The organism is Mesorhizobium sp. Primo-A (assembly GCF_003997175.1).
GTDB lineage: Bacteria > Pseudomonadota > Alphaproteobacteria > Rhizobiales > Rhizobiaceae > Mesorhizobium > Mesorhizobium ciceri.
On record NZ_RZTG01000012.1, the window covers coordinates 223450 to 243800 of the forward strand.

The following is a 20351-nucleotide window of genomic DNA, read 5'->3' on the forward strand; positions in this document are numbered from 1 at the left end:
GCCTGCCGGCGCAGCACGTATCTGATCAGCCGGTTGCGGCCAATGCACCTTTGAGGCCCCGCTCAATTTCCCGATAATCGGGAAAGTCGATGCCAAAATCCACGGCTTATCGCCGGCAACCCGTTTGTTACGATCGACACAGATCACAGACGGGGGTTGTCACGGATATGCTGACGGACAGGCAGGCACGCGAAGCGGTGGAGCAGTACCGCGAGGAAGGATATGCGGTCGTTCGACAATTCGTCGACGGCGACGAGATGATCCGGCTGAAGAAGGAAACCGATGCGGTCTATGCCGATGGCCTCAAGCATCACGCCACTTTCCGGCACGGCAACCTGAATTTCCAGATCCTGCCTGAATCGGACTTTGGCCAACGATATGTGCTGCAGGCTTACTGGTTTTCCTGGATCAATTCCTATTTCGAGCAGTTCCGCCGCAATCCCGACTATCTGAAGCTGCTCGAGGGTCTGATCGGCCGCGACATAAAACAGATCGCCCAACAGCTGCACTGGAAGCCGCCCGGCGCCAATGTCACGGGTTATCGCTTCCACCAGGATCTGCGCTTCCGTAACCAGGCCGCCTTCGACAATGTCGCCGACGCCACCGTGACAACAGGCCTCGCGGTCGATCGGGCGACGCTGGACAATGGCTGTCTTCAGGTCGTGCCCGGCAGCCACAAGCTCGGCTATCTCGGCCTGTCGGACGAGGGAACCGGCGAGCTGATGAAGGGTCTGACCGCCGAAGAAGAGTTGCGCAAGGTCGGCATCGACCCGGCGACCATCGTTCCGCTGGTGCTGGAGCCGGGCGATCTTGCTTTATGGGGGCTGCTCACCGTGCACGGCTCCTCGCCCAACAGGTCACAGCACGACCGCGCCTTTGCACTGTCCAGCTATGTGCGGGCGGATACGACGCAACGTGGCGAATGGGCGTTCAGGGACGGTGTTTCGGTGCCGCTCGGCAAGACGCCGGCACTGTGCAAATACGAAAAGCTCTTCGAGGAGCCGGGACCGATGTACGACACCACCGCCTGGTGGAAATGACGCTGCCGCGTCGGGCGACGGGGGCAGCAGGGGCCTGGCGTTCGCGCCAGGCCCCTGACGGCGTTGGCCGGCAATCGGGCAGCATTTCAGGCGGTGAAGTCGGCCGACAGTTCGCGGATCAGGAAATCGACGAACGCGCGCACCTTGGCCGCAATATAGGTGCGGTGCGGATAGAGTGCGTAGATCGGGCTGGAGCCGGGGCGAAACTCATCCAGCTGCACTTCCAACCGGCCGTCGCTGATCGCAGCATCGACCAGCAGGCTGGGCAGATTGCCGATGCCGAAACCGGCGGTGGTCATCTGGTAGGCGGCCTCGACGCTGTTGGTCGAGATGCGCCCGCCGACAGCCGCATCGAAAGGGCCGTCTGGTCCGATGAAAGGCCATGTGCCAAGCCGCTTGGCGAAATTGCTCAGCACGCAGGAATGGCTTGCCAGCTCATCCGGGTGGACCGGGCGGCCGTTTGTGTCCCAATAATCGGGCGTGGCGCAGACATAGTTGCGAACTTCCCCAAGCCGGCGGGCAATCAAGGCGGAATCGGCCTGACCGCCGAAGCGGATGGCGACATCGTAGCCTTCCTCGACAATGCCGACGACATAACGCGCGGTGAGGTCGAACTCGATCGTGGTGAGCGGGTTCTCTTCGAGGAATTTCGGCACCAGCTTGGTTATGCGCGTGTGGCCCAGAACATTGGAGCAGGAAACCCGGATCAGGCCGCGCGTCTCCTTGTGAAGGCCGCGCGTCGAATCCTGCAGTTCGGAAATGTCGTCGAGCAGGATGCGGGCACGCGGAGCATAGTCGCGGCCCGCCTCTGTGAGGCTGAGGCGCCTTGTGGTGCGATTGATGAGCCGGACGCCGAGGTCGTCTTCCAGTTCCTTGATGGTGCGGCTGACGGCCGTCGTCGACATGTTGAGATCGCGCGCCGCCGCCGACAGGCTGCCCAGCAGGCAGACCCGATCGAACACCCGCATCGCCGTCAGAAGATTCATCTTGCCTTCCCCTCGCCGTCGCGGCCCCGCCGCCATCCGCTGCGTCTTGTAGAAAACAGCGCCCAGCAACGACGCGGCAAGGGCATTCCACCGAATTTGGGCGTAAAATCAACAATGGGAGAACCGATATGACATCCAGACCTCTTCATCCGGCGATCGGCACATTTGCGAAAGGCGCGAAGAGCGGCGCGCTTGGCCGCCGCGAGTTCCTGGCGTTGGCCAGCGCCTTCGGCGCCAGCACGGCGATTGCCTATGGGCTCATCGGTCAACCGGTTCCGGCGCGGGCCGAGGAAGCCGCCCAACCCAGAAAGGGCGGCGTGCTGCGTGTTGCCATGCAGGTGATGGAGCTGGAAGACCCGCGCAAGTTCAAGGTTTCGCAGATGGGCAACATCGCCATGCAGTTTCTCGAACCGCTGGTGCGCTGGAAGCCGGATTTCACCTTCGAGCCGGTGCTGCTGCAGAGCTGGGAGATCAATGCGGACGCCACGGAATATGTGCTCAAGGTGCGCCCAGGGGTGAAGTGGTCGAACGGCGACGATTTCACCGCCACGGATGTCGCCTTCAACATCACGCGCTGGTGTGAGAAGGATGCCGCCGGCAACTCGATGGCGGGGCGCATGACCGCCCTGATCGATCCCGACACCAAGGTGGCGCGCACTGGTGCCATCGAGGTTCGCGACGACCACACCCTGGTCCTGAAACTGTCGCAGCCCGACATCACCATTATCCCTGCGATGACCGACTACCCGGCATTGATCGTCCACCGCACGTTCAATCCGAAGGCAGCGCCACTGTCGGCCAACCCCGTTTCCACGGGTCCATTCGAGCTTAAAAAACTCGATGTCGGCGTTGCTGCCTCGGTGCGCAAGCGGCCGGACGGGTCGTGGTGGGGCGGCGAGGTGTTCCTCGACGGCATCGACTGGACCGACTACGGCACCGACTCGGCCGCCACCGTCTCCGCTTTCGAATCCGGTGAGATCGACCTGAACGGCCAGACGCAGTCCTATGACGTCGCCATGCTCGACAGGCTGGGCCTGAAGAAAAGCGAGATCGTCACTGCCGCCACCCTGGTCTCGCGCTGCAACGTCAACGCCAAACCCTATGACGACAAGCGCGTGCGCAACGCCATACAGCTTGCGGTCGACAACGAAGCGGTGCTGCAACTGGGCGCCGACGGCATGGGCATCGTCGCGCAGAACGATCATGTCGGACCGATGCATCCCGAACACGCCGACCTGCCGCCGATCAAACGTGATCCGGCCCGGGCCAGGGCATTGCTCGAGGAAGCCGGCCAGCTCGATTTCGAGTTCGATCTGATCTCGGTCGAAGCCGACTACCGCAAGGAAAGCTCCGATGCCGTCGCCCAGCAGATGCGCGACGCCGGCTTCAAGGTGAAACGCACCGTCATCCCGGAATCGGCGTTCTGGAACCACTGGACGAAGTATCCCTTCGCGACGACCAATTGGAACGCCCGACCGCTCGGCATCCAGACCTATGCGCTTGCCTATCAGACCGGTTCGGCATGGAACGAGACGGGGTTCGCCGATCCAGACTTCGATGCCAAGGTCCACAAGGCCAATTCCATCGCCGATCCGGAGCAGCGCCGTGTGGTAATGAAGGAACTCCAGGTCATGCTGCAGGATTCCGGCATCATCGTTCAGCCTTACTGGCGAAAGCTGTTCTGCCATATGAAACCTTCCTTGATGGGCTACCAGATGCACCAGGCCTATGAGCAGGATTTCACACGGGCCTGGCTCGCCGCCTGATCGCGGACGACCCCTCCGACAGGGCGGCGCATTTTCCGGCGCCGCCCTCAGAGCAGTTCACCGTTTCACGGAAACGGCGAGCTGCTCTAACTCTTTGTTTTGAGGCAATTTTGGCCGGAAAACCGCTTCACACTTTTCCTAGAATTGCTCTGGCCTGCTCACCGGGGACGTTGCGCCGAAGCGTCGGCCTCAAGGGCGTTCGAGGGGCAGTGCGGGCTTTGTATCGGGCATGATGCGCAGATGCGCCCACACATGCCCTGCCTTGTCAGGTCGGCCGGGATTGCAGGCCGCCACACCGGACCGGCTGGCACATCAAGTGTGTGAAACATTCTGGTTTCTGCCTCTGTCATCATCTAGCTCCGGTTCATGGCTGGAGCTTACTTTTGACTGGGGGAAGCGAAACCCGCTTTCCCGGGCAACGACCTTCCCGAGAACCGGGAGAATTCGTGCTCTTGGTGCCGAGAGGGACCCGAAGCAGCAAGACGACCGCATGAGCGGTCTGCCGCACCGGGTGCTATTGCCGGATCTCGACAGGTCTCTGCCGCTCAGTTGAAGTGAATTCGCCTGCCTATTGTGCGGAACTCTAGCCTGTCTTGGACGTTAGACCCGCCGTCTGAAAGATATTTCCTACCGACGCGATAGGCAGTATTACGAAGCGGGTGGGACGCCCCGAGCCACACGGCCTGTCGGATATGAAGCAATTTTGCGGTTGAGATCGCGGAACATGCAGCGTTATTTCCATCCGATCTGGAGATCTTAAATTGCCAGCTCGAATATGCTGCGTCTTTGGCAGCTGGCAATTGCTCAGCCTGGTTGCCTCACTTCGCCAATCAACAATGGATGGAAGCTCCCCGGCGGATCAGGAGCATGAGGACTATCTCCTGCTTTATGAAACGGCCGGCGTTTCCGAGCATTTCAAGACCGGTCTTGCTGAACTTGCGTCTAAAGTATGGACCTGGAGACGGATCATATGGGCGTACGACCTTCTGACGTCCGAGCGTAAATATGGGCAACTGCAAATTTTCCGGATCCATCGTCTGATCCGAGACACAATTGGTCTCGACGCGAGTTCCGTAGCTGAAATCTGGGCCTGCTTCGTTAACCGGCCGTCGGAAAAAATACTGCTGGATTCATACCCTGAAGCCAAGATCGTTTTGTATGAGGATGGCTTGACGTCATACCTTCCATTCGAGATGGCAACCATGTCACGGCCGCCGGGCACAAGGTTTCGACGACGCATCACCGCGGTCTTGATTGCAGGACTCTCTACAATTTCACCGGCGTTCCGATTGAGGAAAGCGGCCGACAGGATAGAAAGACACCATCTGAGACGGGTGACGAAGTTTTATTCTTTGCTTCACGAAATCCCCATTCACGATGCACTGGAGAACGTACCAAGATTTCAGGTCGGCGCTTCGCTGATGCGCGACGTAATAGGTGAAGCCTGCAGGGATGCGCTTTCCGGCGGCGATGAACATTGCCGTGCGTCAGCCAACCCACGGATCCTGCTGCTCGGCCAGGCATTGTCGCGAAACCGCATAATGTCGTACGCGCAAGAGGCGGCGATCTATAGACGAATTGCGGAGCAGATCGTCGAGAGGGGATACGACGTCGTCTGGAAGGAACATCCCAGAATAAGCAAGCCCTTCTTCCCCGAATTGCTGGATGCAGTTGGCAATGTGACGGCCGACGCCAACACCAGGATCATGGAAGCTAACCTGCCACACATATATCCGATAGAGCTTGTCGTATCCCGAATGAACATCGTTGGCTGCGTCTCCGGCACGTCAGCTGCCCTTCTTTACCTGAAGTGGCTTTACGGCATCAAAACATACACATTTGCGGAAACCCTGGTCCCCCTCATGACTGGCGCGGATATTCTAATGAGCGAAATGGTAAAAGCCCATGCGGAGCCCTTTTCAACGCTCCAATCTTTGAACGAGACGCAGAAAGGGATCCGTTGAAAGGCGGTAACCCGAACAGGTTGAACACGATCCTCGCTGTCCAAATTCGGACAAACTCGATCTGGGACACCATCGATGTCAAAGCCGCTTTCAGTCCTTCAACGAGCCACCAAGGCCGACGTTCGATCGGAGCCGTTTCCACACATCATCCTGCCTGACGCCCTTCCCCTCGATCTCTACCAGGAATTGGCCGGCACGTTTCCCGCTCCGGAAACGCTCGAAATCGATACACGCCGCAACAACACCAGGTGGGATTATGAGGCCCACCGCGTTCGGTCGAACGAAGCCGTGCCGCAAATATGGCGCGATTTTATCGCCTACCATGTATCGCAAGCATTTTTCGGCGAGGTCGCCGACCTGTTCTATGACGATATTCACAAGCTTTACCCTGATTATTACCCCAATTATGAACGCCTCAAGAATATGAAAGCGGGCATCAGGTTTAGTGACACCTATGCAACACGCGACATACTGATGGATGCGATGCTCAGCGGGAACACGCCGGTGACCAATGCCGGCTCGGTGCGGACAAGCCACATCGACAATGGCGACAAGCTATTTTCTGGCCTGTTTTATATGAGGCCGGAAGATTATGATGCCGTTGGCGGGGACCTGACAATTAGTCGTTTCCAGTCCAAATACGCCACGCTGAAAGCCAAAGCGACACTCTTCAATGATGCCTATGTCGACGACACCCATTTGGAATGCGTCGAAACAGTTCAATACGACAAGAACATTCTTGTATTGTTCATCAACTCGATTGAATCGGTCCACGGCGTCACAGTCCGCCAACCCACCAACAAATCCCGGCTTTTCGTCAATCTGGTTGGAGAAGTCGAAAAGCCATTCTACATCAAAGGAAAAAAGATACGGCCGCGCTACGTCCCGGCGCATCAAAATCAGGATGAGGCGGAACAGACCTGGCTGAAAAAGCTCAAGCAAAAATTGCGGCTTTAGAAGAACAACGCCGTCGATCCGAGTTTCAGCCTGAACTGCCAATACCGAGCCGGATTCGACTTTCCCGGCGGCTAGGCAAAGATTGGAACAGAATGAGATTTTATCCAGCCGTCGAACGGATCGCCTTTTTCGCCACGCTTGCCGCTGTTCTTGCCCTTGCACTGCTGCCTATACCCCGACTTGAAGAGTACGGGATCGATATCGGTTTCCGTTCCGACAAGCTGAACCACGCCAGCGCCTTTGCCGTCATGACTTTCCTTGGAGGGCTCGGCTGGCCCGATCGAAAAGCAAGACTAATCGTCTTCCTGGCCATGATTGGAGCGGCGATCGAGGTCCTGCAGGGCACGGCGCTGATACGGCGCGATCTGGATGTGTTCGACTGGTTTGCCGATTGCGCCGGCATCGCATGTGGCCTCGTGGCCGTGATCTGTGTGAACTGGATCTTGCGGCGCAGAGGTTGAGCCCGCTCTCAAGCCTTATCTGCACGGCGCCGATAGCCACAGGAGTTCGCCCTCGGCTCCATTGACTCAGCGAAATCGGATTGCAACGATCCGATCCGAGAGTGAGCGATTTTTCTAACTTGGCCGGACAGATATTTTGGGCGCGGCACCCAGGAAGTGCGCCATCAGTATTGAGGGACGATGACGATCAAGATCAGGCTTCCGGGCGGTGTATTGAAGGTCAAGCAACGTTATGAGTTGCGGCGGCGAGAGTACAAGGGCGAAGTCCCGGTCTGGCAGTTTGGCAAATATTTCGTCATCTGGTGGCCCAGTACAATTCCTGATCGCCCCTCCAGGAGCTCGAATACTGATGAGGAACTTGAAATGAATCTTCCATCGTCTGGAGAAAGCACGTAAGCTCTATGCATCATGGCTTTGCGAATCAGATTGCCGGGGGGCACACTGAAGGTGAAGACCTACCGGGAACTGCGTGATCGCGAGCGGGATCACAGGGTGCCTGTGCTGAAACTGGGCTCGCTCTATTTCGTCTGGTCCCCGGCCAAACATCATTCGCACAGGCACAGTCCGCGGCCCTGACATTTTTTGCCGAGCGAGAACCGCTTGCACCCTTTTCCTGAAATTGCTCCGGTGCGGCCCATTCCAGCCAGCGCTGACCTGGGTCAGCTTGCCTCGCGCATGGCCTCGGCCGCCTGCAGGTCGACCGACACCAATTGGCTGACGCCCTGTTCGGCCATGGTGACGCCGAACAGCCGGTTCATGCGCGCCATGGTGATGGGATTGTGGGTGATGATGACGAAGCGCGTCTCGGTGGTGGCGGCCATTTCGTCCATCAGGTTGCAGAAGCGCTCGACATTGTGGTCGTCGAGCGGGGCGTCGACTTCGTCGAGCACGCAGATCGGCGCCGGATTGGTCAGGAACACCGCGAAGATCAGCGACATCGCCGTCAACGCCTGCTCGCCGCCCGACAGCAGCGTCATGGTCTGCGGCTTCTTGCCGGGCGGGCGGGCCAGGATTTCGAGGCCGGCCTCGAGCGGATCGTCGGATTCGATCAGCTGCAATTCCGCCGTGCCGCCGCCGAACAGATGCGAGAACAGCCGCTGGAAATGGCCGTTGACGACATCGAAGGCGGCAAGCAGCCGCTCGCGGCCTTCGCGGTTGAGGCTCTGGATCGCCTGCCTGAGCTTGCGGATCGCCTCGATGATGTCCTCGCGCTCCGACACGATCGCCTCCAGCCGGTCGGAAAGCTCCTTCTGCTCTTCCTCTGCGCGCAGATTGACGGCGCCCAGCCGTTCGCGCTCGATCTTCAGCCGGTCCAGCTGACGCTCGATCTCGGGCATCTCAGGCATCGGGCTGTCAGCCTCCAGACCGGTATGGCGAATAACCACATGCGGCGGTGTGTTCAGCGTTTCCTGGATGCGCGCCTCGACCTCCAGCCGGCGTTCGTCGGCCGCGGTCAGCCGCTCTTCGGCGCGAACGCGGCTCTCGCGCGCCTCAGCCAGGAACTGGATGGCGCCGGTGGCGGCCTTGTCCAGTTCGGATTGCCGGTTCTCCGCTTCCTGCAGACGGTCGGCCGCCGCCTTGCGCAAGGTTTCGGCCTCGGTGAGCTGCGACAGCAGGGCGCGCCGCTTGGCGTCGATTTCATCGGGCGCATCCGCCAGCCGCTCGCGTTCGGCCTCGGCCTCGGCCTTGCGTTCGCCAAGCGAGGCGATCTGCGTCGAGGCGTTTTCGGCCCGCTCCAGCCAATTGCTGCGTTCGGCGCCAATGGCATCGAGCCGGCGCGCGCGCGCCTCGGCTTCGCGGCGCAGCCCCTCATGCACCGCACGCGCATCGGCAAGCGCGGCGCGGTCGCGGGCGACATTGGCCGAGGACTGTTCGAGCTGCAATTGCAGATCGCCAAGATCGGGCGCGTCCTGCAGCAGCATTTCCGCCTCGGCGAAGGCGGCCGAAATCTCCTCATGGCTGTCGACGATGCGGGCGCGCGCTTCATCGAGTGCTGCGCGCCGGCTCTGCAATTCGCCGCCGGCCCTCTCGGCCTCAGCCAGTGCATTGCGGGCGGCGTCCAGCCGATGCTGTGCGTCACGACCGGCCTGGCGCGTGTTGCGCTCGGCCTCGCTTGCCAGGCGGAGCGCCTGTTCGGCCTCTCCCAGCGCCTCCTCGGCCTGGCGCAGGACGAGCGTCGCCTGTATCGCCTCGGCATCGAGCTCAGCCAGCCGGTTCTTCTGCGCCAGCCGTTGCGCCGCGGCGGTCGGCGCGTCGGCACTGGCGGTAAAGCCGTCCCAGCGCCACAGCGCGCCCTCGCGGCTGACCAGCCGCTGGCCGGGAGCAAGCAGCGGCTGCAACCGGCGGCCATCGCCGGCGGCATCGACGATACCGATCTGCGCCAGGCGGCGGGCGAGCTGTGCCGGCGCGTGGACCACGCTGGCCAGGCTCTTCACGCCTTCCGGCAGAGCCGCGTCGCCGGGTTGGATCGCGCCTTCGCCCCAATGCACCGGCGCGCTGCGGTCGAGCGGCACGTCGAGGTCTTCGCCAAGGGCTGCACCCAGCGCCGTTTCGAAACCGCGATCGACGCTGATCTGCTCCAGCACGGCCGGGAAGAGATCGCCGCTGGCGGCATTGAGGATTTTTGCCAGCGTGCGCGCTTCGGTTTCGATCCTTGCCAGCTCGGCCCTGGCATCCTGAAGCGGTGGCCGGGCAGCGCTTTCGGCAGCGCGGGCATCGATGACCGACTGCTCGGCCTCGGACACGGCAGCCTCGGCCTCCTCCAGCAGCGCCATGGCCTGTTCGACCAGCACCCGCTTCTCGGCCGGATCGGGCAGGCCAGCGACCTTGGAGAGTATCTCCGACAATTCCCGGTCGACATCGGCAAGCTGACGCGCGAAGCGGTCGCGGCGCTCGGCGGTATCGCGCAGCGTCCGTTCGATCTGGTTGCGCGAGGCGGCAGCCTCGGCCCGCTCGGCAGTCAGCGCGGCGAGTTTGGCTTCGCTTTGTGAAAGCGTAGATGCCGCTTGTTCGAAAGCCGCGCGGGTGGTGGCCTCGCGCTCGGCGGCACCAGCATTTTCCGAATTGAGTGCCGCCTCTTCGGCGCGCAGGCGCTCGAGAATGTCCGCGTTGTCGCGGACCATGCGCTCCTCACGCGCGATATCGCCGTCGAGCTGCTGCAGCCGGCGCTCGAGTTCGCTCTGACGGGCGCGGATGCGGCCGGCTTCCTCTTCGATCTGCGACTTGGCGATCGAGAGGCGCTGGAAGGCAGCGGCGGCGGCGGCTTCCGCGTCGCGCAGGTCCGGCAGCCGATGGGCGCCTATGCCTTGCTCCCTGGCGGCGGCCATCTGGGCCGCGGCGCGGTCGCCGACCAGTGCCGTGGCAACCGCCAGCGCCGATCGCGCCTCGCCTTCCTGGGTTTTGGCCAGCGTCCAGCGCAGATGCAACAGCGTCGCTTCTGCCTTGCGGATATCGGCCGACAGGTTCTTGAAGCGGGACGCCTGGCGCGCCTGGCGCTTCAGGCTTTCGATCTGGCTTTCCAGCTCGCCGACGACGTCGTCCAGCCGTTCCAGGTTCTGTTCGGCCGCCTTCAGCCGCAGTTCTGCCTCGTGGCGGCGGGTGTGCAGGCCGGAAATGCCTGCCGCCTCTTCGAGCAGGGCGCGGCGTGCCTGGGGCTTGGCCTGGATCAGTTCGCCGATGCGGCCCTGGCCGACCATCGACGGCGAACGCGCACCGGTCGACTGGTCGGCGAACAGAAGCTGCACGTCCTTGGCGCGGGCCTCCTTGCCGTTGATACGGTAAAGCGAACCGGCCTCGCGCTCGATGCGGCGCGACACCTGCAGTTCGTCGGCATCGTTGAAGGCAGCGGGCGCCGAGCGGTCGCTGTTGTCGAGGAAGAGCGTCACTTCGGCGGTGTTGCGCGCCGGACGCGTGCCCGAGCCGGAGAAGATGACGTCGTCCATGCCGGACGCGCGCATATTCTTGTAGGAGCTTTCGCCCATCACCCAGCGCAACGCCTCGACAAGGTTCGACTTGCCGCAGCCATTGGGCCCGACAATGCCGGTCAGGCCGCGTTCGATGACGAACTCGCCAGGCTCGACGAAAGATTTGAAACCAAGGAGGCGAAGGCGCGAAAACTTCATTCGCGCCGCCCGCTAAGCGGATTTCCGTGGTTTTGCGAAAGGAATTCGCAGCACAACGAGAAGCCGCGCACGCCGAAGCGCCGCCGCCTCAGGGCTGACTGGACGTCAGAGCAGAGGGTCGATGATGGCCGACATTTCCTCAATCGACATCGCCCCCTTGTAGGTCTTACCGTTGATGAAGAAGGTCGGTGTCGAGTCGACCTTGAATTCATTGGCGCCGCGCTTCTGGACCGATCTCACATCGTCCAGAAGTTTCTGGTCCGTCAAGCAGGCCTCGAAGGACTCCTGTGTAAAACCGGCGAGCTTCGAGATTTGCAGCAGCGCATCCTTGGTATTCTGGACGCCAACCCAGTTCGCCTGCTGCCGGAACAGGACGTCGACCATGGGGTAATAGTTATCCTTGGCGCAGCGCGCCAGCATAAAACCGGCTTCGGCGCTCGGGTCGAACGGGAATTCGCGCAGGATGTAGCGAACCTTGCCGGTGTCGATGTACTTGGTCTTCAGGTCCGGAAAGGTGGTCTCGGCGAAATGCGCGCAATGCGGGCAGGTCATCGAGGCGTATTCGACGATGGTGACCTTGGCGTCGTCCTTGCCAAGCTGCTTGTCGGGCAGCGCGCCCGGCTTCATCAGTTCCGTCATGTCCACGGTGCCCTGGGCTTCCGGCGCGGTGGCGGCGGCCGGCGTGGCCGGCTTTGCGGGAGCGGCCGGCTCAGCGGGCTTCACATTCGCAGCCTTCGCCTCCTCGCCAGAGTCGCTGCAGGCCGCGAGCAGGGCCACCGCCGGAATGGCGGCCAGCGAAGACAGGACGTTTCTGCGAGACAAGCTTTGGCCAAACGGGGGACGGTTCATACGAATCACCTGACAAGGGTTGGATTTTGCAATGCAAAGACACGAAAAGGCGAGAGTTGGCGCGAATTAAGGCATCTCGATCCCCAATCCAATCGCGAAACCTGACAAGGGCGATCACGAATGCGAGATATAGACGACGAATCCATGACTTTCTTCAAGACGCCTATGATTTTCTCTCCCCAATAATGGTCGCGCCAAGTTTCTCCAGCGAGGCGCGCAGTCCTTCATTATCGACCAGGCCGACAGTCCCCGACAATTTCGTCTTCTCAGCCGCGGTCAGCGGTCTCAGGGCCGGTCTGCGCTTTCCTTTGTCGGCTGTCACCGGCTTCTGCAGGATCCTGATGCGGTTGATGGCGGTGAAGCCGAGGAAGGCGTTGACCCGGTTGATGATCTCGCCCGTCTCGTGCTGCAGATGAAGTGCCGCCATGCCTTCGCAGGCAATGACCAGCACGGCCGGCTCGAACGGATCGTCCTCATGCATACGGCGCGGCCACTGGATTTTTTCGGGGCGCGAGTGGCTGGCCAGCCGTGGGCCGGCGATCTCGTCCCATGACTGGACGAGGCCGATCGAAATGCCGGCCCGCTTGCGCAGCACCGGATCGAGGATCCTGGTCGCGAGATCGCTGACCGGGACGGGATTGCCGTAGGGCGTTCTCCCTGCCATGTACGTCCTCCAGCGACGACCCAGCAGATACCGGCCAGGCCAATACAAGATCAATGGCACCAGCAGACCAGACCCGCAAGACCGCATCCTGGGATAGTGGCAAAGCCACATCCGCAGATAGCAGCATAGCTGCATCTGGAGATAGCAGCACAGCTGCATCCGGTGTCAGCGACGATATCGCATCCCGCCTGCTCGGCTGGTATGATGTGCATCACCGTGAATTGCCGTGGCGCATCACGCCCCGTGAGCATGCACGCGGCGTGCGGCCTGATCCCTACCGCATCTGGCTCTCCGAGGTCATGCTGCAGCAGACCACCGTCGAAGCAGTGAAGGCCTATTTCCGGATTTTCGTCGAGAAATGGCCCGATGTCGAGGCGCTGGCCGCGACGCCAGCGGAGGACGTGATGAAGGCCTGGGCCGGGCTCGGCTACTACTCCCGCGCCCGCAATCTCAAGGCCTGTGCCGATCTTGTGGCTGCGCGTGGCGGCCGGTTTCCCGACACGGAGACTGGTTTGAGAGAATTGCCCGGCATCGGCGCCTATACGTCGGCGGCCATCACGGCGATTGCCTTCGACCGCCCCGCCGCGGTTGTCGACGGCAATGTCGAACGTGTCATCTCCCGGCTGTTTTCGATCACAACCCCGCTCAGCGAAGCCAAGCCCGAGATCCGCGCCCATGTCGAGCGCATGGTGCCCGGGATAAGGCCTGGCGACTTCGCCCAGGCGATGATGGATCTCGGCGCCACCATCTGTACGCCACGCCGGCCACGCTGCATGCTGTGCCCGCTGCGCGAAGACTGCGACGCGGTCGTTTCAGGCGATCCCGAGCACTTCCCGGTGCGCCTGCCCAAGGCCGACAAGCCGCAGCGGCACGGCGCGGCCTTTGTCGCCGTACGGGCCGACGGCGCCATCCTTCTGCGCAAACGGGCCGAGAAGGGCTTGCTCGGCGGCATGACCGAGGTGCCGACGACAGGCTGGACCGCGCGGATCGATGGGGCAACCACGCAAGCGGCCGCGCCGTTTCCCGCCGACTGGCGGCATGCGGGCCGCATTGCGCATGTCTTCACGCATTTCGCTCTCGAACTCGAAGTCTTTCACGCTCACATCAAAGGTGATGCGCCAGACGGGCATTTCTGGTCGCTCGCTCACGAGATTTCCGGCGAGGCGCTGCCGACTGTCATGAAAAAGGCAATCGAGGCTGCGATACCCGGCGCGACGAAAAAGCCGTCGCCACACAGTGCAAAGAGGCCCCATGACTGAAATACGCCACATCGTTTTCGATATCGGCCGCGTGCTGATCCACTACGATCCCAACATTCCGTTCAGCCGCCTCATTCCGGATGCCGAAGAGAGAAAGTGGTTTTTCGACAATGTCTGCACGCATGATTGGAACATCGAGCAGGATCGCGGCCGGACCTGGGAAGAGGCCGAGGCGCTGCTGATCGCGGACCATCCCGATCACGCGGAAAACATCCGCGGTTTCCGCCGCCACTGGCACGAGATGGTGCCGCATGCCTATGAGGACAGCGTCGCCATCATGGTCGGTCTGATCGAGAGCGGCCACGACGTGACCATGCTGACCAATTTCGCCAGCGACACGCTGGCCGAGGCCCGCGAGCGCTTCGATTTCCTCAATCGTCCGCGCGGCGTGACGGTGTCGGCCGATATTCGCCAGATCAAGCCCGACCGAGCCATCTACGATCACCACGTCGCCGCATTCGGCCTCGAACCGGCCGCGACGCTGTTCATCGATGACAGCCAGAAGAATGTCGACGGCGCCAAGGCGGCAGGCTGGCAATCGGTGCTGTTCACCGACGCAAGGACGCTTCAAGCAGACCTTGAACGTCTCGGAATCAAGGCCTGATTTGAATCGCTTCGCGCGATCCGTTGAGCCTTTGAATCAAAGGCATTCGAAGCAATTGGCAGGGGCTCAGGCCCCTGCCCGCTCCATGCCGAGCCGCGCGATGCGGCGAAGCTCGTCGATCGGGGTCAGGCCACCGCTGCGCTCATAATGCCAGAAGGTCCAGCCGTTGCAGGCATCCAGCCCCTGCACTTCGGCGCCGACCTTGTGGATCGAACCGGCGCTGTCGCCGATCGCCACCGTGCCGTCGGCCCGCACCTTGGCCGCCCAGCGCTTCTTGGCATCGTAGAGCGTCGCACCCGGCATCATCAGGCCGGTGTCGATCAGGCTGACGAAGGCAACGCGCGGCTCGGCGCGCTTGCCCGTGAGAACGGTGAGATCGGCACCATCCAGCGGCCGCACCGCGTCGATGCGCTCGTTGGCGGCGTCGATGTAGGCCTGCTCGCGCTCGATGCCGACGAAATGGCGGCCGAGGCGCTTGGCCACCGCGCCGGTGGTGCCGGAGCCGAAGAACGGATCGAGCACGATGTCGCCCGGTTTGGTCGAGGCCATCATGATGCGGGCAAGCAGCGCTTCCGGCTTCTGCGTCGGGTGCAGCTTGTCGCCATTGTCGTTCTTCAGCCGCTCGCCGCCGGTGCAGATCGGAAACAGCCAGTCGGAGCGCATCTGGATATCGTCGTTGGACGCCTTCATGGCTTCGTAGTTGAAGGTGTAACCCTTGCCCTTCTGGTCGCGCGTGGCCCAGATCATCGTCTCATGCGCGTTCTGGAAGCGGCGGCCGCGGAAATTCGGCATTGGGTTGGTCTTGCGCCAGACGACGTCGTTTAGGATCCAGAAGCCGAGATCCTGCATCTTGGCGCCGACACGGAAGATGTTGTGATAGGAGCCGATGACCCAGATGGTGCCGTTGGGCTTCAGCACCCGGCGCGCCGCCAGCAGCCAGGCACGCGTGAAAGCATCATAGGCCTCGAAACTCTCGAACTGGTCCCAATCGTCGTCAACGGCGTCGACCTTCGACTGATCAGGGCGGTGCAGGTCGCCGTCGAGCTGCAGATTGTAGGGCGGATCGGCGAAGATGACGTCGATCGATTTTTCGGGCAGCCGGTCTAGCGCGGCGACGCAGTCGCCCTTGAGGATCGTGTCCAGCCATTCGGATTGCTGGGGAGCGTGGGAAAGCTCGTCGAGAAGACGCACGGCAGACATTCTGACACCCAAGGCACGCGTTACTGTTTACTCCTGGTTATGGTTACCGATCAGCGTAAATATTCCGTGAAGGCAAGGGACTGGTGTGGCGAATTTGCGAAGGCGGCCCTGTTGGTGTATGCCGCGCCGCCTGAGCCTTCCGAGGCCACTTCGCCCTCCCATTGTCCGGATCACCATGCCCCAGCCAGACCTTGTCATCTTCGATTGCGACGGCGTGCTCGTCGATTCCGAGATCATCGCCGCCCGCGTCGACGCCGAGCTTTTGACCTTGGCCGGATACGAGATATCGGCTGAGGAGATTTCGGAGAGCTATGCCGGCCTGACCTTCAAGGACATCATGCTGCGGGTCGAGGAAAAGTCCCGCATTCCCTTCCAAGCCTCTCTGATCGACAGGGAGGAACAATTGGTCGACCGCAAACTGCGCAGTGACGTCCGCGCCATCGATGGCGCGCGCGAGGCCGTTGCCGCGGTAACCGTGCCGCGCTGCGTCTGCTCGAATTCACGCTCCGAGAGGATCGAATTCATGCTGGAAAAGGTGCATCTTCTGCCGTTTTTCACCGACCGGATTTTTTCGGCGATGGAAACACCGACCGCGAAAACGAAACCGGCGCCGGACGTGTTCCTGTTCGCGGCGGAGAAACTCAACGCCAACCCGGCGAACACTTTCGTCATCGAGGATTCCGTGCACGGCGTCCACGGCGCAAGGGCGGCGGGCATGCGGGTGATCGGCTTCACCGGCGCGGGACACAGTTATCCCGGCCATGCCGACGCGCTCACCGAGGCCGGCGCCGAAACGGTGATCCGCCGCTGGGCAGAGTTGAAAAGCGTGATCGCCGCGCTGTCGGAGTGGTCGGACGCCTGAGAAGCGTGCGCCGCGACGCACGCCTCATGCAACTGCCGAGACCTAGTTCGTCGCGGCAGCCCTCTTGCGGCGGGTCTTCTTCGACTTGTTGGCCGTTGCCTGATGCGCGGTTTCGTCATAGCCGGCAAAGGCCTGATAATCCTGGGCCGTCGGCTCGGGCACGACGACATTGGAATCGGTGAAGACGAACTGCGTGGCAACGGAAGGATCGGTGACCTGGACCTGATACTGGTGGAGCTGCGAATAGAGGACCTGGGTGCCGTGCATCACCGCCGTTCGGATCGGCATGGTGATCGTGCCTGGAGAAAACTTCGGTCCGGGGACAATCTTGCCGGCGACCGCAATCTTCATCGCCAACTGGCCGTTGGCACGGCTGCAGTCGCGTGTCACGTCGCTGACCGACGCCTGGTAGATGATATTGGCCGAATCGTCGGGCGGCGTTGCAGCAGCGGCGTCAGCCTCGGCCTGGGCCGCGGCATCCTGCGCGGCATCGCCGGTCTTCTTGATCCTGGGCTTGGGCTTCTGAGCTTCCCTGGAATAGGTGTTGAAGAAGGCCGTGCCGTCGCGCACGGTCACCCTGGGACAATAGGCCTGCAACTGGCTGGCCAGGATCTTGGGATCCTGCGGCGGCGGTGGCGCCGTCGGGTCCTCCTTCTTGCCGATGCCGAGGTTCAGGATGCCATTGTCGCCCGATTGGCAGCCGGCGGCGGCAAGCATAAAGCCGGTGAGCGCAAGACCCGCCAAAAAGCGACCACTGAATGTACGAAACGCCATGAAACTGCACTTCCCTCTCGCAAAGCTGGTGACGTATATCAACCGCGCGGCAAAAATGCGACTGAGCCAGTGCAGAATTAACCACCTTGCGGTGGACGGAAAAAGCCAGGCAGTAACGGAATTGTGACATGCACTATGTGAGTACCCGCGGGGAAGCCCCCGTTCTTGGATTTTCCGACGCCGTGCTGGCTGGGCTGGCGCGCGACGGCGGGCTCTACGTGCCGCGCGAGTGGCCACAGTTTTCCGCCGCCGAGATCCGCGCCATGCGCGACCTTGCCTATCCCGACCTTGCCATCCGCGTGCTGTCGCCGTTCCTTGGCGGCGAAATCCCGGCGCCCGTCTTCGAGCGGCTGGTCCGCGAAGCCTATGCCACCTTCCGCCACGAGGCTGTCTGCCCGCTGGTGCAGACCGGCCCCAACACCTTCGTCCTGGAACTCTTCCACGGGCCGACGCTCGCCTTCAAGGACGTGGCGATGCAGCTTCTGGCCCGGCTGATGGACCATGTGCTTGCCGAACGCGACCAGCACGCCACCATCGTCGGCGCCACCTCGGGCGATACCGGCGGGGCTGCCATCGATGCCTTTGCCGGTCGCAGCCGGACCGACATCTTCATCCTTTTCCCGCATGGCCGCGTCTCGCCGGTGCAGCAGCGGCAAATGACGACGTCGACGGCTGCAAATGTCCATGCGCTGGCGATCGAAGGCAATTTCGACGATTGCCAGGGCCTGCTCAAGGACATGTTCAACGATCACGGCTTTCGCGACCGGGTGGCGCTTTCGGGCGTCAATTCGATCAATTGGGCCCGCATCATGGCCCAGATCGTCTATTATTTCTCCTCGGCGCTGTCGCTCGGCGCGCCGGACAGGCCGGTTTCCTTCACCGTGCCGACCGGCAATTTCGGCGATATCTTTGCCGGCTATGCCGCCAAGAAGATGGGCTTGCCGATCGATCGGCTGGTCATTGCCACCAATGACAACGACATCCTGGCGCGCACTTTTTCGACCGGCGAATACCGCACCAAGGGCGTCTTTGCGACCACGTCGCCGTCGATGGATATCCAGGTGTCGTCGAATTTCGAACGCTTGCTGTTCGAGGCCTCCGGCCGTGACGCCGCGACCGTGCGGCGCTACATGGACGGCCTGAAGCAGTCCGGTGCTTTCACCATCGAACCCCACCAAATCGCCGGGATGCGGTCCGAATTCGACGCCGGCCGCGCTGATATGGACGAGGTCGCCGCCACCATCCGCTCGACGCTCGCGACCAGCAACTATCTGCTCGATCCGCACACTGCGGCAGCCGTGCATGTCGCCGCAGGCAAGGCGTCAGGCGCCGTGCCGATGGTGGTGCTGGGTACAGCACACCCGGCAAAATTCCCGGCCGCCGTCGAAGCCGCCAGCGGCGTGTCGCCCGCACTGCCCGCATGGCTAGGTGGGTTGATGACATCGGAGGAAAAATACACGGTACTTCCATCCGACCTGAAAATGGTGGAAGATTACGTCGGCCGCCGCGCGCGGGCGGCGCGTTAGGGAGTAGTAGCCATATGGGTGTTGAGGTAAGCCGTCTGTCGAACGGCCTGACAGTCGCCACCGAAACCCTTCAAAGCATCGAATCGGTTGCCCTTGGTGCCTGGGTGAAGTCGGGTGCCCGCAATGAACGTGACGACGAGCATGGCATGGCCCATCTGCTCGAGCACATGGCGTTCAAGGGCACGAAAAGGCGGAGCGCCTTCGAAATCGCCTCGGAGATCGAGGACGTCGGCGGCGAAATCAACGCCGCCACCAGCGTCGAGACCACCTCCTACTATGCCAGGGTGCTCTCCGACGACGTGCCGCTAGCCGTCGACATTCTTGCCGACATCCTGCAGGAGTCCGAATTCGACCCGCAGGAACTCGAACGCGAACAGCATGTGATCCTGCAGGAGATCGGCGCCGCGCACGACACGCCCGACGACATCGTCTTCGACCGTTTCACGGAAACCGCCTATCGCCATCAGACGATTGGGCGCTCCATTCTCGGCACGCCCGAAACGGTCAAGTCCTTCACCTCGAAACAACTTCACGACTTCATAGAGCGGCAATATGGCGCCGAGCGCATGGTGATTGTCGCCGCCGGCGACATCAAGCATGACAATTTCGTGCGCGAGGTCGAAAAGCAGCTCGGCGGCTTCCGCAGCAAGGCCGACAGCACCATCCCGCAATATGCGCAATATGTCGGCGGCGATTTTCGCGAGGACCGCGACCTGATGGACGCGCAGATCGTGCTGGGGTTCGAAGGCCGGGCCTATCATGTGCGCGACTTCTACGCCTCGCAGGTGCTGTCGATGATCCTCGGCGGCGGCATGTCGTCGCGCCTGTTCCAGGAGGTCCGCGAGAAGCGCGGCCTGTGTTACTCGGTCTATGCCTTCCATTGGGGCTTTTCCGACACCGGCGTCTTCGGCGTCCATGCAGCGACCGGCCAGAGCGACATCGCCGAACTGGTGCCTGTCATCATCGACGAACTGCAGAAGGCCGGTGAGAAGATCCTGCAGGAAGAACTCGACCGGGCGCGCGCCCAATATCGCGCCGGACTGATCATGTCAGCCGAAAGCCCGGCCAGCCGCGCTTCGCAGATCGCACGGCAACTGCTTCTGTTCGGCCGGCCGATCGCCAAGGAGGAACTGATGGAACGGCTGTCGGCGCTGACGATCGAGCGGCTGACCGATCTATCGTCGCGTTTGTTCTCGACCAAGCCGACGCTTACCGCTGTCGGGCCTGTGGGCACACTGGCGCCCTACGAGGCGATTCTCGAATCGCTCGCGGGCACGCAGACCGCGGCCCGCAAGCTCGCCGTCTAAGCCCCTCAAAG

18 protein-coding genes are annotated in these 20351 nt (G+C 61.9%); 12 read left to right on the plus strand and 6 right to left on the minus strand.

The window, feature by feature from the left end; genetic code table 11:
• Positions 1-167: 167 nt before the first annotated feature.
• On the plus strand, positions 168-1040 hold the full coding sequence (locus EOC83_RS22980; protein WP_164745819.1) for a phytanoyl-CoA dioxygenase family protein: 873 nt from the start codon (positions 168-170) through the stop codon (positions 1038-1040).
• Between the two features lie 86 nt (positions 1041-1126).
• Here EOC83_RS22980 and EOC83_RS22985 read toward each other — a convergent pair whose 3' ends face one another.
• A complete protein-coding gene (locus EOC83_RS22985) occupies positions 1127-2026 on the minus strand; it encodes a LysR family transcriptional regulator (protein WP_013532748.1) in 900 nt (299 codons plus the stop codon).
• A gap of 128 nt (positions 2027-2154) precedes the next feature.
• On the opposite strand from EOC83_RS22985, the gene EOC83_RS22990 reads away from it, so the two are divergent.
• The 5 genes from EOC83_RS22990 (at position 2155) to EOC83_RS23010 (ending at position 7570) form a co-directional block, all read left to right on the plus strand.
• Positions 2155-3792: an ABC transporter substrate-binding protein gene (locus EOC83_RS22990; protein WP_013532749.1), complete on the plus strand. Its 1638-nt coding sequence runs from the start codon at positions 2155-2157 to the stop codon at positions 3790-3792.
• 761 nt (positions 3793-4553) lie between these two features.
• A complete protein-coding gene (locus EOC83_RS22995; RefSeq protein ID WP_244514274.1) occupies positions 4554-5756 on the plus strand; it encodes an alpha-2,8-polysialyltransferase family protein in 1203 nt (400 codons plus the stop codon).
• A 75-nt stretch (positions 5757-5831) separates the two neighbouring features.
• A complete protein-coding gene (locus tag EOC83_RS23000; protein ID WP_013532751.1) occupies positions 5832-6713 on the plus strand; it encodes a hypothetical protein in 882 nt (293 codons plus the stop codon).
• Between the two features lie 92 nt (positions 6714-6805).
• Complete coding sequence (locus EOC83_RS23005) at positions 6806-7174, plus strand: hypothetical protein (protein WP_013532752.1); 369 nt, start codon at positions 6806-6808, stop codon at positions 7172-7174.
• Positions 7175-7354: 180 nt separating this feature from the next.
• Positions 7355-7570 carry a hypothetical protein gene (locus EOC83_RS23010; protein ID WP_082826424.1) on the plus strand — a complete coding sequence of 72 codons (216 nt, stop codon included), beginning with the start codon at positions 7355-7357 and terminating at the stop codon, positions 7568-7570.
• A gap of 263 nt (positions 7571-7833) precedes the next feature.
• Here EOC83_RS23010 and smc read toward each other — a convergent pair whose 3' ends face one another.
• From smc to EOC83_RS23025, 3 genes are all read right to left on the minus strand, one after another.
• Positions 7834-11295 (minus strand): chromosome segregation protein SMC, encoded by a 3462-nt coding sequence (smc, locus tag EOC83_RS23015; RefSeq protein WP_013532753.1) that lies wholly within the window; start codon positions 11293-11295, stop codon positions 7834-7836.
• A gap of 105 nt (positions 11296-11400) precedes the next feature.
• Entirely contained in the window at positions 11401-12144 is a 744-nt protein-coding gene (locus EOC83_RS23020; RefSeq protein ID WP_013532754.1) for a DsbA family protein, read from the minus strand.
• 163 nt (positions 12145-12307) lie between these two features.
• Positions 12308-12808, minus strand: coding sequence for a DUF721 domain-containing protein (locus EOC83_RS23025; RefSeq protein ID WP_013532755.1), 501 nt, complete (start codon positions 12806-12808; stop codon positions 12308-12310).
• Between the two features lie 53 nt (positions 12809-12861).
• Here EOC83_RS23025 and mutY point away from each other — a divergent pair, with 53 nt between their 5' ends.
• Both mutY and EOC83_RS23035 read left to right on the plus strand, forming a co-directional pair.
• Positions 12862-14067, plus strand: a complete 1206-nt coding sequence (gene mutY / locus EOC83_RS23030) for an A/G-specific adenine glycosylase (protein ID WP_013532756.1) — start codon at positions 12862-12864, stop codon at positions 14065-14067.
• Entirely contained in the window at positions 14060-14671 is a 612-nt protein-coding gene (locus tag EOC83_RS23035) for an HAD family phosphatase (protein WP_013532757.1), read from the plus strand. Before mutY ends, EOC83_RS23035 begins: the two co-directional genes overlap by 8 nt.
• Before the next feature lie 66 nt (positions 14672-14737).
• Here EOC83_RS23035 and EOC83_RS23040 read toward each other — a convergent pair whose 3' ends face one another.
• Entirely contained in the window at positions 14738-15871 is a 1134-nt protein-coding gene (locus EOC83_RS23040; protein ID WP_013532758.1) for a site-specific DNA-methyltransferase, read from the minus strand.
• Positions 15872-16046: 175 nt separating this feature from the next.
• On the opposite strand from EOC83_RS23040, the gene EOC83_RS23045 reads away from it, so the two are divergent.
• Complete coding sequence (locus EOC83_RS23045; protein WP_013532759.1) at positions 16047-16733, plus strand: HAD family phosphatase; 687 nt, start codon at positions 16047-16049, stop codon at positions 16731-16733.
• Positions 16734-16775: 42 nt separating this feature from the next.
• Here the strand turns inward: EOC83_RS23045 and EOC83_RS23050 are convergent, their stop codons facing one another.
• Positions 16776-17507 carry a hypothetical protein gene (locus tag EOC83_RS23050; RefSeq protein WP_013532760.1) on the minus strand — a complete coding sequence of 244 codons (732 nt, stop codon included), beginning with the start codon at positions 17505-17507 and terminating at the stop codon, positions 16776-16778.
• Between EOC83_RS23050 and EOC83_RS33605 the strand changes: the two genes are divergently transcribed.
• Genes EOC83_RS33605 through EOC83_RS23060 form a run of 3 tightly spaced genes read left to right on the plus strand, consistent with a single transcriptional unit; the run spans position 17506 to position 20340 of the window.
• The gene (locus EOC83_RS33605) at positions 17506-17634 is read left to right on the plus strand and encodes a hypothetical protein (RefSeq protein WP_263499029.1); all 129 of its coding nucleotides are present in this window, start codon (positions 17506-17508) and stop codon (positions 17632-17634) included. The genes EOC83_RS23050 and EOC83_RS33605 overlap by 2 nt on opposite strands.
• Before the next feature lies 1 nt (position 17635).
• Complete coding sequence (gene thrC / locus EOC83_RS23055) at positions 17636-19033, plus strand: threonine synthase (protein WP_013532761.1); 1398 nt, start codon at positions 17636-17638, stop codon at positions 19031-19033.
• A gap of 14 nt (positions 19034-19047) precedes the next feature.
• Positions 19048-20340, plus strand: coding sequence for a pitrilysin family protein (locus tag EOC83_RS23060; protein ID WP_013532762.1), 1293 nt, complete (start codon positions 19048-19050; stop codon positions 20338-20340).
• Positions 20341-20351: the final 11 nt, after the last annotated feature.

Excerpts from the sequence above, each read along its gene's own strand:
- mutY (WP_013532756.1), top strand. The coding sequence starts at position 12,862 with ATGGCACCAGCAGACCAGACCCGCAAGACCGCATCCTGGGATAGTGGC.
- EOC83_RS23020 (WP_013532754.1), bottom strand. The coding sequence starts at position 12,144 with ATGAACCGTCCCCCGTTTGGCCAAAGCTTGTCTCGCAGAAACGTCCTG.
- EOC83_RS22990 (WP_013532749.1), top strand. The coding sequence starts at position 2,155 with ATGACATCCAGACCTCTTCATCCGGCGATCGGCACATTTGCGAAAGGC.
- EOC83_RS23060 (WP_013532762.1), top strand. The coding sequence starts at position 19,048 with ATGGGTGTTGAGGTAAGCCGTCTGTCGAACGGCCTGACAGTCGCCACC.
- EOC83_RS23050 (WP_013532760.1), bottom strand. The coding sequence starts at position 17,507 with ATGGCGTTTCGTACATTCAGTGGTCGCTTTTTGGCGGGTCTTGCGCTC.
- EOC83_RS23010 (WP_082826424.1), top strand. The coding sequence starts at position 7,355 with ATGACGATCAAGATCAGGCTTCCGGGCGGTGTATTGAAGGTCAAGCAA.
- EOC83_RS33605 (WP_263499029.1), top strand. The coding sequence starts at position 17,506 with ATGAAACTGCACTTCCCTCTCGCAAAGCTGGTGACGTATATCAACCGC.
- thrC (WP_013532761.1), top strand. The coding sequence starts at position 17,636 with ATGCACTATGTGAGTACCCGCGGGGAAGCCCCCGTTCTTGGATTTTCC.
- EOC83_RS23035 (WP_013532757.1), top strand. The coding sequence starts at position 14,060 with ATGACTGAAATACGCCACATCGTTTTCGATATCGGCCGCGTGCTGATC.
- EOC83_RS23045 (WP_013532759.1), top strand. The coding sequence starts at position 16,047 with ATGCCCCAGCCAGACCTTGTCATCTTCGATTGCGACGGCGTGCTCGTC.
- EOC83_RS23040 (WP_013532758.1), bottom strand. The coding sequence starts at position 15,871 with ATGTCTGCCGTGCGTCTTCTCGACGAGCTTTCCCACGCTCCCCAGCAA.
- EOC83_RS23000 (WP_013532751.1), top strand. The coding sequence starts at position 5,832 with ATGTCAAAGCCGCTTTCAGTCCTTCAACGAGCCACCAAGGCCGACGTT.
- EOC83_RS23025 (WP_013532755.1), bottom strand. The coding sequence starts at position 12,808 with ATGGCAGGGAGAACGCCCTACGGCAATCCCGTCCCGGTCAGCGATCTC.
- EOC83_RS22980 (WP_164745819.1), top strand. The coding sequence starts at position 168 with ATGCTGACGGACAGGCAGGCACGCGAAGCGGTGGAGCAGTACCGCGAG.
- smc (WP_013532753.1), bottom strand. The coding sequence starts at position 11,295 with ATGAAGTTTTCGCGCCTTCGCCTCCTTGGTTTCAAATCTTTCGTCGAG.
- EOC83_RS23005 (WP_013532752.1), top strand. The coding sequence starts at position 6,806 with ATGAGATTTTATCCAGCCGTCGAACGGATCGCCTTTTTCGCCACGCTT.
- EOC83_RS22985 (WP_013532748.1), bottom strand. The coding sequence starts at position 2,026 with ATGAATCTTCTGACGGCGATGCGGGTGTTCGATCGGGTCTGCCTGCTG.